Source organism: Acetobacter fabarum (assembly GCF_022483405.1).
GTDB classification, from domain to species: Bacteria; Pseudomonadota; Alphaproteobacteria; order Acetobacterales; family Acetobacteraceae; genus Acetobacter; species Acetobacter fabarum.
Genome location: NZ_JAKVNI010000001.1, coordinates 2,220,327 through 2,234,704 on the forward strand (window position 1 = coordinate 2,220,327; position 14,378 = coordinate 2,234,704).

Annotated in this window: 13 protein-coding genes; 9 read left to right on the top strand and 4 right to left on the bottom strand. The window is 57.6% G+C overall.

Annotated elements, in window-relative coordinates:
* Nucleotides 1–45: 45 nt before the first annotated feature.
* The 4 genes from kdsA to tpiA all read right to left on the bottom strand — a co-directional run bounded on the left by kdsA (nt 46) and on the right by tpiA (nt 3,769).
* A complete protein-coding gene (kdsA, locus tag LKE65_RS10320; RefSeq protein ID WP_278741280.1) occupies nt 46–882 on the bottom strand; it encodes a 3-deoxy-8-phosphooctulonate synthase in 837 nt (278 codons plus the stop codon).
* Entirely contained in the window at nt 879–2,513 is a 1,635-nt protein-coding gene (locus LKE65_RS10325) for a CTP synthase (protein ID WP_278741281.1), read from the bottom strand. The genes kdsA and LKE65_RS10325 overlap by 4 nt, the downstream gene beginning before the upstream one ends.
* A 143-nt stretch (nt 2,514–2,656) precedes the next feature.
* A complete protein-coding gene (gene secG / locus LKE65_RS10330; RefSeq protein ID WP_278741282.1) occupies nt 2,657–3,001 on the bottom strand; it encodes a preprotein translocase subunit SecG in 345 nt (114 codons plus the stop codon).
* A 27-nt stretch (nt 3,002–3,028) separates the two neighbouring features.
* Nucleotides 3,029–3,769, bottom strand: a complete 741-nt coding sequence (gene tpiA, locus LKE65_RS10335; RefSeq protein ID WP_278741283.1) for a triose-phosphate isomerase — start codon at nt 3,767–3,769, stop codon at nt 3,029–3,031.
* A gap of 232 nt (nt 3,770–4,001) precedes the next feature.
* Between tpiA and LKE65_RS10340 the strand changes: the two genes are divergently transcribed.
* From LKE65_RS10340 to LKE65_RS10380, 9 genes are all read left to right on the top strand, one after another.
* Nucleotides 4,002–5,918: a peptidylprolyl isomerase gene (locus LKE65_RS10340; protein ID WP_278741284.1), complete on the top strand. Its 1,917-nt coding sequence runs from the start codon at nt 4,002–4,004 to the stop codon at nt 5,916–5,918.
* Nucleotides 5,919–5,926: 8 nt separating this feature from the next.
* Complete coding sequence (gene trpE, locus LKE65_RS10345) at nt 5,927–7,462, top strand: anthranilate synthase component I (protein ID WP_278741285.1); 1,536 nt, start codon at nt 5,927–5,929, stop codon at nt 7,460–7,462.
* 58 nt (nt 7,463–7,520) lie between these two features.
* Nucleotides 7,521–8,117, top strand: a complete 597-nt coding sequence (locus LKE65_RS10350) for an anthranilate synthase component II (protein WP_278741286.1) — start codon at nt 7,521–7,523, stop codon at nt 8,115–8,117.
* The gene (gene trpD, locus LKE65_RS10355) at nt 8,110–9,240 is read left to right on the top strand and encodes an anthranilate phosphoribosyltransferase (protein ID WP_278741288.1); all 1,131 of its coding nucleotides are present in this window, start codon (nt 8,110–8,112) and stop codon (nt 9,238–9,240) included. The genes LKE65_RS10350 and trpD overlap by 8 nt, the downstream gene beginning before the upstream one ends.
* A complete protein-coding gene (gene trpC / locus LKE65_RS10360) occupies nt 9,237–10,103 on the top strand; it encodes an indole-3-glycerol phosphate synthase TrpC (protein WP_086645979.1) in 867 nt (288 codons plus the stop codon). Before trpD ends, trpC begins: the two co-directional genes overlap by 4 nt.
* A 2-nt stretch (nt 10,104–10,105) precedes the next feature.
* A complete protein-coding gene (gene moaC / locus LKE65_RS10365; RefSeq protein WP_278741289.1) occupies nt 10,106–10,582 on the top strand; it encodes a cyclic pyranopterin monophosphate synthase MoaC in 477 nt (158 codons plus the stop codon).
* A gap of 132 nt (nt 10,583–10,714) precedes the next feature.
* Entirely contained in the window at nt 10,715–11,725 is a 1,011-nt protein-coding gene (gene pdhA, locus LKE65_RS10370) for a pyruvate dehydrogenase (acetyl-transferring) E1 component subunit alpha (protein ID WP_086645977.1), read from the top strand.
* Between the two features lie 7 nt (nt 11,726–11,732).
* Nucleotides 11,733–13,091 (top strand): pyruvate dehydrogenase complex E1 component subunit beta, encoded by a 1,359-nt coding sequence (locus LKE65_RS10375; RefSeq protein WP_278741290.1) that lies wholly within the window; start codon nt 11,733–11,735, stop codon nt 13,089–13,091.
* A gap of 11 nt (nt 13,092–13,102) precedes the next feature.
* Complete coding sequence (locus LKE65_RS10380; protein ID WP_278741291.1) at nt 13,103–14,365, top strand: pyruvate dehydrogenase complex dihydrolipoamide acetyltransferase; 1,263 nt, start codon at nt 13,103–13,105, stop codon at nt 14,363–14,365.
* Nucleotides 14,366–14,378: the final 13 nt, after the last annotated feature.

Here is a 14,378-nt window from a genome sequence, read left to right on the forward strand (position 1 = left end):
CCTGAATGCCGTGGCGTCTTTTTTTATGCGTAATGCCTGTGGCTGTTACTGCCCTTTGATCAGGCTATCTATGGCCCGGAATTGTTTGAGCAAGGCGGGCAACTGGCTGATGGGCAACATGTTTGGCCCATCACTCGGCGCTTTGTCCGGGTCTTCATGTGTTTCTATGAACAGTGCGGCCACACCAATGGCCAATGCTGCACGGGAAAGAATGGGGGCAAACTCACGCTGCCCACCACTTGCAGTCCCCATGCCACCCGGCTGTTGCACCGAATGTGTCGCATCAAACACCACAGGGAAGCCAGTCTGGGCCATAATCGGTAGGCCCCGCATATCATTCACCAGCGTATTGTAGCCAAAGCTGGTCCCACGTTCGCACAGCAGCACGCGCTGGTTACCGGTTGAAGCAACCTTGGCGGCAACGTGCTGCATGTCCCACGGGGCAAGAAACTGCCCTTTTTTAATATTGACTGCCGCACCGGTTTTACCTGCCGCCAGAAGCAGATCCGTCTGCCGGCACAAAAAAGCAGGAATTTGCAGCACATCCACGGCTTCCGCCACCGGAGCGCATTGCTCTGCCGTATGCACATCTGTCAGAACCGGCAGAGCGTATGTCTGGCGAATATCGGCCAGAATAGCCAGCCCGTCCTTTAGCCCAACCCCTCGTGTACTGGAGAGGCTGGTACGGTTGGCTTTGTCAAACGAGCTTTTATAAATCAGCCCCACACCAGCAGCCTGACAGATCTCTTTAAGAGCTGCGGCTGTTTCCATGGCATGGGCAGCCGATTCAATCTGGCATGGTCCTGCGATCAGCACAAAAGGCAAATTATTCCCAATACTTAGCCCACCAATTTCAACTGGTGCGCCAATGGCCGGGATCATGCCTGTTTTGCCTTGGCAACAGCAGCCCCCACAAACCCGGCGAACAGGGGATGCGGCGCAAAGGGGCGGGATTTAAGTTCAGGGTGATACTGCACGGCAATAAACCATGGGTGATCGGGGTATTCGACCACTTCTGGCAGAATACCATCTGGGGACAGGCCGGAAAAACGCAGACCTGCTTTTTCAAGCTGATCCTTGTAATGGATATTCACTTCATACCGGTGGCGATGACGCTCGCGGATGGTGTTGGTTCCGTAAGCTTCCGCAACACGGGAGCCGGGCACCAGAGTGGCCGGGTAAGCTCCCAGACGCATGGTGCCGCCCAGTTCCCCACCTTCGCTCCGGCGCAAACGTTCATTGCCACGTGCCCACTCGGTCATCAGGCCGACCAGCGGTTCTTCTGTCCGGCCGAATTCGGTGGAGGATGCATCGCTCAAACCGGCAAGATTGCGGGCGCACTCGATAACCGCCATCTGCATGCCAAAACAGATGCCAAGGAACGGAATGCCTTTTTCGCGCGCATAACGAATGGCTTCAATTTTACCCTGAGAACCACGCTCGCCAAAACCACCGGGCACCAGAATGGCATCTGCATGGCCCAGTTTTTCTTCCAACGTGGCAGGATTTTTTTCAAACTGCTCAGAATCAATCCAGTCGAGTGTCACTTTAACACGATGGGCAATCCCCCCATGCAACATGGCCTCATTCAGGGATTTGTAGCTATCGAGCAGGGCTGTGTATTTACCCACCACAGCCACGCGCACTTCCCCTGCGGGGTGGCGCAGGGCGTCCACAATGTTCTGCCAGTTGGAGAGATCGGGCTCTTCAGCATAAGGCAGGTCAAAGTAGCGCAGAACTTCCGTATCCATCCCTTCCGCATGGTAGGAGAGGGGGCAGGCGTAAATCGTATCCACATCCCGTGCGGCAATAACCGCTTCGGGGCGAACGTTGCAGAAGTTTGCAATCTTGCGGCGCTCGGTCGGGGGGATCGGGCGATCACAGCGGCAGAGCAGGATTTGCGGCTGAAGGCCTACATTCTGCAATTCCTTGACCGAATGCTGGGTCGGCTTTGTTTTAAGCTCCCCGGCAGAAGGAATCCACGGCAGCAGCGTCAGATGGACCACCATGGTCTGGTCCATACCCAGATCATTCCGCAACTGGCGAATGGCTTCAAGGAACGGCAGGCTTTCAATATCCCCTACGGTTCCACCAATTTCGACCAGAACAAAGTCCAGATCATCCGTGTTGGCAACCACCACGTCCTTAATGGCATCTGTAATATGGGGGATAACCTGCACGGTGGCCCCCAGGTAATCTCCGCGCCGCTCACGCACGATCACGTCAGAATAAATGCGCCCGGTTGTCGCGTTGTCCTCTTTCGTGGCGTTAACACCTGTAAAACGCTCGTAGTGCCCGAGGTCGAGGTCCGTTTCCGCTCCGTCATCAGTTACGAACACCTCACCATGCTGGTAAGGGCTCATGGTGCCGGGGTCCACGTTCAGGTAGGGGTCCAGCTTGCGCAGGCGGACCTTGTAGCCACGCGCCTGCAAAAGCGCTGCGAGAGCGGCTGAAGCAATGCCCTTGCCTAGAGAGGACACCACACCACCAGTAATAAAGACAAAGCGTGTCATGAGCAGAATTCCTACACGGACTGGAGCGGGTGGAGAAGGATAAACAAACACAATCCACCGCATGCATTGCTGCATGCGGGGGACAAAAACTCATAACCTTCTCTGCAAACCAACCGGATATCAGAGAAGGATGTCAGCATTTTTCAGGGCTTGGGAGCCGCAGCGGGCGCCTGAGTCTGGACTGCGGGCGGAGCCGTAGTTGCCACGGGGGCGGTTTCCGCCGGGGGCTGGGCCAGAATATCGTGCCCGGCACCGGTTACGCCACCTTTATAGAGCATGGCGAGCAGGAGAGAGAGCAGCATGAACAGCCCTGCCAGAACGGCCGTTGTGCGGGTCAGCAGGTTGGCCGTCCCGCGGCCGGACATAAAGGCGCCCATACCCTGACTGTTACCAATACCAAGGCCGCCACCTTCGCTCCGCTGAATCAGCACAACGCCAATCAGAGCAATGGTGACACAGAAATGCAGGATCAGCAGGGCTGTCGTCATGTCGGGTTCCAGATCAAAGCAGCAATGTCAGGCAGCGGATGCTGCGTTGACAATAGAAAGAAATGCATCCGCCTTAAGGCTCGCGCCACCAACCAGTGCGCCCGCAACCTCGGGAATGGAAAGAACGGAAACAGCATTCCCGGCGTTTACGGACCCTCCATACAGGATTTTGATAGTTTTTCCAGCCTCACCAAACTGTCGGACCAATTCGGCACGCAGGAAAGACATGGTCTGGGCTATCTGGTCGGTTGTCGCGGCAAGCCCCGTCCCAATGGCCCAGATGGGTTCGTAAGCCACAATACCGGCAAAACCATCGGGAAGCGAGCCCTTGATCTGCCAGCCAAGCACATCTTCGTACTCACCGCTTTCACGCTGATCTTCCGTCTCGCCAATACAGACAATCGGGGTCAGGCCCGCCTTGGTAGCAGCCACGGCTTTTTCACGTACGGTTTCGTCCAGCTCACCGTGTTCCTGCCGCCGCTCTGAATGACCGAGAATCACGTAGCCGACGCCAAGGTCTGCCAGCATGGTGGGGGAAATATCGCCCGTATGCGCTCCGGCAGTATCCTTATGGCAATCCTGCGCACCAAGGCCGATAGGGGAGGCATCCAGCGCTGGCTGCACAAGTGCCAGCTGCGTAAAGGGGGGGCAGACAACCACATCCGGCGCAGTAGCGGGCAGGCCGCTTACCAGCGCCTGTACCAGCGCCTGTGCGTCCTGGCGTGTACCATTCATTTTCCAATTGCCGACAATAATCTGCCTGCTCATACCCTTCCTCCAGTTCCTGTGCTGCCACGCGCTGCATGTGCGTCTGCCATGGCACTGTTGGCAACAGGCTAAACCATACACGCACACTCAGGCGCAAGAGAGGGTTTATACCTTATTGCTGCCCCACAACGGTTAAGTCTGGTCAAGCGGCACACCTCCGCTTATGGTGCCGCCCCAAGATGTGCTGCAATCAGCATAAACCATTTATGATGAGCTGTGGATCCATAGGGTCATGATTTCCTACCTGCGCCGAGTACTTGTTGAATCGTGGCTGGGCCGCGTTGTTGCCATTGTTATTTTTCTGGCCTTTGTCAGCTGGGGTATTGGCGACGTTATTGGCTTCATGAGCGAAGAGACGGATGTGGTGGCCCGGGTTGGCCAGCACCGCATACCCACGCGTGACCTAGCCATGGCCCTGCGCTCTGAAATGCCGACAATCACCCAGCAGATGGGGGTCAAAGACCCTTCTGCCCTGTCTCCCATCATGCAGGGGCAGATTGCGCGCCAGATTTTACAGCGCCTGATTGCACAGGCCGAACTGCTTGAAGCCGCTCGCCAGCTTAAAATCATTGTGCCGGATTCCGCTATCAGGGAAGAAGTGTTTTCCCTCCCATACTTCAAAGGGCCTACTGGCCAGTTTGACCGCGCCGTGTTCAACCAGCGCCTGAGTGCGCAGGGGTTAAGTGAACAGCAGGTGCTGGACATGATCCGCGACGACCTGACCGTACGCACCCTGCTGCAACCCATGGCGCAGGGGAGCCGGGTTTCCAACATCCTGCTCAAAACTCTGGTCGATTACGGCGCAACCACACGCATGGTGGACCTGATCAGCATTCCCGTTGCAGCACAGCCGGCCCCTCCCGCGCCGGATACGGCAACCTTGCAGCGCTATTATACGAACCATGTGTGGCTGTTTGGCACCCCGGAATTGCGGCATGCACGCATTGTGGTCCTGTCCCCCCAAACCGTGTCGGATACGATTACAATGGATGATACGCAGCTCAAGCGCGCGTATGATGCACAAAGCAGCCACTACAACATGCAAGAAACCCGCGATATTCAGCTGATCACAGCCACATCCGAAGCTGACGCCCAGAAAATTGCCGATGCATGGAAGCTCAAAGGGAGCTGGCAGGCTGCGCAAGGTGCCGTCAAAGGCGCTGCATCGGTGGAAATGCCGGGCGCTCGCCCCTCGACCATTCCTTCTGACGTACTCAAGCAGGTTCTGTTTCAGGCACCGCAAGGGCAGGTTACGGGGCCGGTTAAAACCGAAATGGGCTGGTCTGTTTTCCGCGTGACCAAAATCCTGCCCGCGCACAGCACCTCCTTTGCAGATGCCCGGCAGGAAATTTTGCAGCAATACCGGACTGCGGCCGCACCGTCTGTTGTGACCGAACGCCGCCGGCAGCTGCAAGACGCCATTGCTGGCAAAGGGCTGGACGCCATTCCGGATACAATTGGTGCCGCTGCCATTTCCGGCTCACTGGACGCGCAGGGCAATACGGCAGAAAAACAGCCTGCTCCGATTCCGGCTTCGGGCAAACTGCGCGATGCCATTGTGCATCAGGTCTTTGCCCAGAAAGCCGGAGATCCGCCTAATCTGCTCGAAGGCCCGGATAACAGCTGGTTTGCAGTTGAGGTTGATTCCATAACACCCGCCACCCCCCGCTCGTTTGAGCAGGCAAAGAACGACGTGCTGGCTGCATGGCAAGCCGATGCCCGCCACCACACGGCAGACCAGCAGGCAACGGCCTTGTTTCTGGCAGCCCGCCAGAAAGGAAGCATTGCGGGCCAGACGGCCTCTGGCATTCAGGTTACCCGTGACATTCCATTCTCCTTCACCAACCCCGGCAAGACCCTACCGCCCGAAATTGCCAGCTACATCCCCCGTATGAAGGCGGGGCAGGCGGTTATGGCTGAAAATGCAGATACTTTTTTTGTCGCTGTGGTGACCAAGGTTTTTGTACCCAATCCTCCGGCACCCATTGATGTTCTGCAAAAGCTGAAAAACAACCTGACACAGGCCTATGGTGATGATCTGGCGGCCAGCTATGTGCAGGACCTTAACAAGCGGCTGCCCCCGCACATTAACAACGCCGCCATTCAGGCGGCCCTGTCTGCCGCCGGATTTGGGGGACCAGTCCAGTGAACCCGGGCATGAAGGCGCACACGGCGGCATCCCCCAGTAAACAGGACTGCATTGCGGCATGGGAAGCGGGCAGGGGGTCCATTATTTATTCTGTGGAACCTGCCGACCTGCTGACCCCGGTCTCTGCCTATATGCGGCTGGCACATCTGGAAGGTGGCACAGGGCAATATACCTTGCTGCTGGAAAGTGTGGAGGGCGGCGTCACCCGCGGTCGCTACTCTGTTATTGCCCTGCGGCCAGATCTGGTATGGACCTGCCATAACGGCAAGGTCAGCACCAGCACATGCCATAACGGCCTACCCGCAAAAGCTGTACCAGACGAAGGTACTGCACCACTGGCCAGCCTGCGTGCCCTGATCCACGCGTCCCGCATGGACCTCCCGCCCGAACTCCCCCCCATGATTGGTGGCCTGTTCGGATATCTGGGGTACGACATGGTGCGCCAGATGGAACACCTGCCAGACGCACCACCAGACGACCTGAACCTGCCAGAATCCATTCTGATGCGCCCGGGTTTGTTTGCTGTTTTTGATACGGTAACGGACGAGCTTATTCTGGCGACCCCCGTCCGCCCCAATGCGGCCGACACAGCACCAGAAGCATGGGAGCGCGCTCAGGCATTGCTCCAACGTGCCAGAGACTGCCTGAGCGGGGCACTCCCATCGGCAGACATTCCGGCGAATGTTCCAGCCTTTGTCGAACCCACATCCACGTTCACACATAACGATTTTTGCGCCGCCATCACCCGTATTCAGGACTATATCGCTGCGGGCGATGCGTTTCAGGTTGTGCCAAGCCAGCGTTTTTCAACAGCTTTTGCGCTGCCGTCACTCTCCCTCTACCGTGCGCTCCGGCGCATAAATCCAGCCCCTTTCCTGTTCCATCTGGATTTTGGGGGCTTCTCGCTGGTCGGGTCATCTCCCGAGATCCTTGTGCGGCTCAGAGACGGCAAAATGACTGTGCGGCCTTTGGCGGGAACACGCCCGCGCGGCAAAACCGCGGCTGAGGATCTGGCACTTGAGCAGGATCTTCTGGCCGACCAGAAGGAAATCGCCGAGCATCTGATGCTGATTGACCTGGGCCGGAATGATGTCGGGCGCGTATGCTCCCCCGGCTCCGTGAAGGTCACAGAGCGGTTTGTGATCGAGCGGTTCAGCCACGTCATGCATATTTCCTCCAATGTGGAGGGCACGCTCAAGCCTGATCTGGAAGCGCTGGACGCCTTGGTTGCGGCTTTTCCCGCAGGAACCCTGACCGGCGCCCCCAAAATCCGCGCCATGGAAATTATTGACGAGGTCGAACGGACCCGCCGCGCCACCTATGCCGGCTGCATAGGTTATTTTGGTGCAGGGGGGGATATGGACACCTGCATTGGCCTGCGCATGGCCGTTGTCAAAGACGGTGCCATGCACGTGCAGGCAGGTTGTGGGGTTGTGGCGGATAGTGTGCCGGAATCAGAGTATGAGGAAACCCAGCACAAAGCCCGCGCCGTGTTCCGCGCAGCCGAGGAAGCCTTGATAATGGCACGGACAGGCCGCGGGTAAACCGCGCCTTTCCGACACGTCATTTGACCCGTGCGCACGAAAAGGTCATCATTCCGCCATGATCCTACTGATCGACAATTATGACAGCTTTACCTTCAACCTGGTCCATTATCTGGGCGAACTGGGTGAGGAGTGCGACGTCCGCCGGAATGATACGCTCAGCGTAGCAGAAGCCATGGCTCTTGCCCCGGACGCCATTGTTCTGTCCCCCGGGCCCTGTTCCCCGAACGAGGCAGGGATCTGCTGTGATCTGATAGCCGCCGCTGCTGGCAAGATACCCGTTTTTGGTGTCTGCCTTGGTCACCAGTCCATCGGGCAGGTGTTTGGAGCGCAGGTTGTGCGCTCTCCAACCCCCATGCACGGCAAGATCAGCCCTGTTTTCCATAACGGGACGGACGTTTTTGAAGGGCTCCCCAGCCCGTTCAATGCGACCCGTTATCACAGCCTGACCCTTGAACCTTCCAGCATCCCAGATGACTTGGAAGTTACGGCATGGACAACCGATGGGGTGGTTATGGGCGTACGGCACAAGCAGCACCCCATCTCGGGCGTACAGTTCCACCCCGAGAGCATTGCATCGGAACATGGGCATGATCTGCTCCGCAATTTTCTGACCCACGCACGGGCATGGACAGCGGGCCTGCTCCATGCCTGAGCCCGCCACTACGATTGGCAGCACGGAAGACCCTGCTTTTTTTTCCGGGGTTCTGCATGCGCTTGCACAGCGTAAAAGCCTGAGTGCTGCGCAGGCCGAATCCGCATTTGGCAGCATTATGGATGGCAATGTTCCACCCGAACGGATTGCCGCTTTTTTAATGGCATTACGCGTGCGCGGGGAAACACAGGATGAGCTTTTTGGCGCTGTAACGGCCCTACGGCAGCGGATGTACCCTGTCCCCAACGCTCCCGACAACACGATTGATGTCTGTGGTACGGGGGGAGATAATTACGGCACGCTGAATGTTTCCACCGCCGTCGCCTTTGTGCTGGCAGCCCTTGGGGTGCCCGTAGCCAAACATGGCAACAGAGCCATTTCCTCCCTCGCCGGAGCATCCGATGTGCTGGCGGCTCTGTGCGTGCCATTGTCTTCCAACGCAGAGGTTCTTGCCGAACAGCTTGCGCGTCACCATGTGGTGTTTATGGCCGCACCGCACCACCACCCGGCCATGCGGCATGCGGCGGGCGCCAGAAAAGTGCTGGCGCTGCCCACGCTGTTCAATCTGGTCGGTCCCATGGTTAATCCTGCTGGTGTCAAACGCCAGCTTATGGGGGTTTATTCTACCCAGTGGCTCCGTCCCGTTACGGAAGTGCTGGCCCGTCTGGGGTCGGAATGTGTGTGGACGGTCTGCGGCCAGCCGCAGGACGGGCAGGGCGGGATAGACGAAATAACACTGGCAGGCCCCACGCAGGCTGTAGCGCTTGAAAACGGGCAGATTCAGTCCCACCTGATTGAGCCGGACATGGCGGGCCTGCCTTACGCCCCCGTATCCGCCATTAAAGGGGGCGATGCCCAGCATAACGCGCAGGCGCTGGAAGCACTCCTGCGTGGCGCACACGGGGCGTACCGTGATACGGTTCTGTTGAACGCGGCATTTGCGCTGCATGTTGCCGGTCAACAGACTGTCCTGCACAATGGCCGGATTGACCCGGCCAGCCTCAGGAACAGTGTGGCAACCGCCGCACGCTCACTCGACAACGGCACTGCCCTTGCGGTGCTTAATGGTTTACGTGCATCACGTTCGGATGCACACGCCGGAGACATGACAGGACAATCATGAACGATACATCCTCCACGTCCACTGTAGCTTCCGCTGCCGTCACACCTGACTGCAAAGTAGATGAACTGCCAGATGTTCTGGCCCGCATCTGTGCGCGGACACGGCTGGAAGTGGAACATCGCTCCACGCTGCACCCCTTAAAGGAAGTTGTAGCCAAAGCGCAGGAAACCAAGGAAGCACCTCGGGGCTTCGGTCGTGCGCTTAAGGAAAAAGCCGCTGACCGCGCCGTGGGCCTGATTGCCGAGATCAAGAAGGCATCTCCTTCTGCCGGTATCTTGCAGGAAGAATACGACCCCGCGCGGATCGCCCTTGCCTACGAACAGGCCGGAGCAGCCTGCATTTCCGTGCTGACGGAAAGCTCATGCTTCCACGGTGCAAACGAGGACCTGGCAACAGCCCGGGCCGCCTGTGCGCTGCCAGTCCTGCGCAAGGACTTTATTCTCGACCCGTGGCAGGTTTACGAAAGCCGGATGATCGGTGCTGACTGCATCTTGCTGATCATGTCCATTCTGACAGATGAAATGGCGCTGGAACTGGTTGATCACGCCAAGGGTCTGGATATGGACGTTCTGGTGGAAGTACATGATGAGGACGAACTGAACCGCGCACTGGCGCTGGACACGTTCCTGATCGGTATTAACAACCGTAACCTCAAGACCCTGACAACAGACATCAACACCACCAGCCAGCTTGCCCCTCTGGTGCCGCCTGACCGGATTATCATCTCCGAAAGCGGGATTAAAACACACGAGGAAATTGCCCAGCTTGCCTCTATTGGGGTCACAGGCTTTCTGGTCGGTGAAACGCTGCTCCGCCAGCCAGACCCCGGAGCTGCTGCACGCACATTGCTCGGACTGAAGTAACAGTGCGCGAACAGCCCCTGACCCATCTGGATTCATCCGGGCATGCCCGGATGGTGGATGTATCCGATAAGGACGAGACCTTCCGCAAGGCCATTGCGGTAGCAGAAGTGCATATGCAGCGCCACACGCTGGATCTGATTGTCTCGGGCTCCATGCCCAAAGGGGATGTGCTGGCAACAGCCCGGATTGCGGGGATTATGGCCGCAAAAAAAACGGCTGATGTTATCCCCCTGTGCCACCCGTTGCGCCTGACATCTGTCACGCTTGATCTTGTCGCTACAGATGACAAAATCGAGATCACTGCGGCTGTTACAACAAAAGATGCAACCGGAGTGGAAATGGAGGCGTTGACTGCGGTATCTGTCGCGGCCCTCACGCTCTATGACATGTGCAAGGCCGTTGACCGTAGCATGCGCATCGACAATATCCGGCTACAGCACAAAAGCGGTGGCAGATCAGGAGAATATAACGCCAAATAACCAAGGTGCCCTGATCAGACGGCATTTTTTTATGCAAAAAACACGATAAAATGCTCGAACCGACCAGTCCCCTGGCCGCCAAGACATTACGTTATAAGACGCATTTACCTATGTATCGTAGAGGGTCCATACATGGAAACAACATCTGAGCAGGTCGGCGCAGTCGGTGGCAACGGCCCATCACTGACCCGGGAGCAGTTTCTAACAGCTTATCACGACATGCTGCTGATCCGCCGGTTTGAAGAAAAAGCCGGGCAGCTTTACGGCATGGGGCTGATCGGGGGGTTCTGCCACCTTTACATCGGGCAGGAAGCCGTTGTGGTTGGCATACAGATGTGCCTCAAGGACGGGGACAAGCTGATCACCTCCTACCGCGACCATGGGCAGATGCTTGTCGCAGGTATGACCCCGCGGGGCGTTATGGCTGAGTTGACCGGCCGCGCCACGGGCTATTCGCATGGCAAGGGCGGTTCCATGCACATGTTCTCGCGCGAGAAGAACTTCTATGGCGGGCATGGTATTGTTGGTGCACAGGTAGCACTTGGCATTGGTCTGGCCTTCGCCAACAAATATCGCGGCACGGATGAAGTTTCTGTCGCGTATTTTGGGGATGGCGCAGCCGGGCAGGGGCAGGTTTACGAAAGCTTCAACCTGGCCGCCCTGCACAAGCTGCCCTGTATTTTTGTCATCGAAAACAACAAATACGGCATGGGTACTGCAATCGAGCGGGCTTCGGCTTCCCATAACCTGTACAAAAATGGCGAGCCTTGGGGCATTCCCGGCGTGCAGGTGGATGGCATGGATGTTGCTGCCGTGCATGCCGCCGCAGCTCAGGCCGTGGCACACTGCCGCGCGGGCAAAGGCCCTTACATTCTGGAAATGATGACCTACCGCTACCGTGGTCACTCCATGTCCGACCCAGCCAAATACCGCACGCGTGAAGAGGTTGATCTGGTCCGCAAGACGCGTGACCCGATTGAACACGTCAAGCATATCCTTCTGGACGCCGGGGTTGAAGAAGCCACGCTCAAAGCCATGGAAGCCGAAATTAAAGCCGTCGTGAACGACTCAGCCGAATTCGCGCAGACCAGCCCGGAACCTGATCCTTCTGAACTTTATACGGACGTTGTGCTGGAGGCCTGAGCAGATTATGGCGACTAAAATTTTAATGCCCGCCCTTTCCCCCACCATGACAGAAGGCAAAATTGCCCGCTGGCTGAAAAAGGAAGGGGACACCATTACCACCGGTGACGTGCTGGCCGAGATCGAAACCGACAAGGCCACAATGGAAATTGAAGCCATTGAAGACGGTATTCTTGGCCGTGTGCTGATCAGCGAAGGGGTTGAAGGTGTTGCCGTCAACACCCCCATAGCCATTGTGGTTGAAGACGGTGAAGCCGTGTCCGAAGCCGACACCGTAAGCGATGTGCCCACCACCAGCGCTCCCGCACCGGCAGCAGCCAGCACGGCATCCCCTGCAACCGCGCCCGCAACACCCCTGAGCCCGACCGAACCAGAGCAGGACTGGGGTGAAACGCGGGAAATTACCGTGCGTGAAGCCCTGCGCGATGCCATGGCAGCAGAACTACGCCGCGATGAAGACGTGTTCCTGCTGGGTGAGGAAGTCGCCGAATACCAGGGTGCTTACAAAATCTCCCAAGGGTTATTGCAGGAGTTTGGCGAAAAACGCGTGCTGGACATGCCCATTACCGAGCATGGCTTTACCGGCATGGCCGTTGGCGCAGCCCTGACCGGGCTTAAACCTGTTGTCGAGTTCATGACCATGAACTTTGCCATGCAGGCCATTGACCACATTATCAACTCCGCTGCCAAAACGCTGTATATGTCCGGCGGGCAGATGGGGTGCCCCATTGTGTTCCGTGGTCCTAACGGCGCTGCCGCACGCGTGGGTGCCCAGCATTCGCAGTGTTACGCAAGCTGGTACGGCCATGTGCCAGGACTTAAAGTTGTTGCCCCGTGGTCCGCAGCGGACGCCAAGGGGCTGCTGCGCGCTGCTATCCGCGACCCGAACCCGGTGATCGTGCTGGAAAATGAGATTCTTTACGGGCAAAAGTTCCCTTGCCCGATTGATGAAGATTTCATTCTGCCCATTGGCAAGGCAAAGATCGAACGGGCTGGCACCGATGTCACCATCGTTGCTTTTTCCATTGCCGTAGGTACAGCGCTGGATGCGGCGGCCGAACTTGCCAAGCAGGGGATTGAGGCCGAAGTGATCAACCTGCGCAGCATTCGCCCGCTGGATACAGCCACAATTGTCAACAGCGTGAAAAAGACCAGCCGCCTTGTCACGGTGGAAGAGGGCTGGCCGTTTGCTGGCATTGGCTCCGAAGTGGCCATGCAGGTTATTGAACATGCCTTTGACTGGCTGGATGCACCACCCGTGCGCGTTGCCGGTGAAGATGTGCCCATGCCATTTGCAGCCAATCTGGAAAAACTGGCCCTGCCACAGTCTGAGCACGTAGTTAAAGCCGTGCGCAGCCTGATTTGAGGTGATGAAAGATGGCAATTGAAATTCTGATGCCCGCCCTCTCTCCCACCATGACAGAGGGTAAGATTGCCCGCTGGCTGAAAAAAGAGGGCGATACGGTTAGCAATGGCGATGTGCTGGCCGAAATCGAAACCGACAAGGCCACAATGGAAGTAGAAGCCATTGAAGATGGCATTTTCGGCCGCATCCTTGTTCCCGAAGGGACCGAGGGTGTTGCGGTCAATACGCCCATCGCCATTATGGTGGAAGAAGGGGAGGCTGTGCCGGACTCTGCCGCACCGCCCGCCACCAGCGCAGCACCGGCCCCCGCACAGGCGGGTGCTGTAGCACCATCCGCCGCACCAGCCAGTGCACCGGTTGCACCGGCAGCTGCATTGCAGGCATCACGCCCGGCCAACCGCATTGTTGCCTCCCCGCTGGCTCGCCGCATTGCCGCTGCAAAAAATGTGGACCTGTCCACGCTCAAGGGAACAGGGCCTAACGGGCGCATTGTCAAACGCGATGTGGAAGCGGCTGCCGCGCAGCCAGCGGCCGCTCCCAAACCCGGCCAGCAGGCAAATGCACCTCTTCCCACGGGCGCAAGCCGTACGGTGCCGCACACCACCATGCGCAAGGTGATTGCCCGCCGGTTGAGTGAATCCAAGGCGACCATTCCGCACTTTTATGTTTCCATGGATGTGGAGCTTGATGCGCTTATGGCATTACGCTCACAGCTCAATGCCCTGTCTCATGATGAAGGGCAGGACGCGTTCAAGTTGTCGGTTAATGACATGCTGATCAAGGCGGCGGCTCTTGCGCTCAAGCAGGTGCCCGAAGTCAACGCCTCCTTTACGGAAGACGCCATGATCTTGCATGAAGATGCGGATATTTCCGTGGCGGTTTCCCTTGATGATGGGCTGATTACCCCCATTGTGCGGGCTGCTGACCGCAAAAGCCTCAAGCAGATCAGTCAGGAGGCCAAATCTCTGGTTTCCCGCGCCAGAGCAGGCAAGCTGAAGCCCGAAGAGTTTCAGGGCGGTACGTTCTCCATTTCCAATATGGGGATGTTCGGCGTCAAGGAATTCGCAGCTATTGTGAACCCCCCGCAGGCCGCCATTCTGGCCATTGCTGCTGGCAAACGGCAGCCTGTTGTGAGTGGTGACGAGATTAAAGTGGCAACAGTCATGACTGTAACACTCTCGGTCGATCACCGTGCGGTGGATGGGGCCATGGCGGCCAAGTGGCTCTCGGCCTTCCGTAACATTGTGCAGGCACCTCTGGCTCTTGTTCTGTAACGCAGCCTTTTGC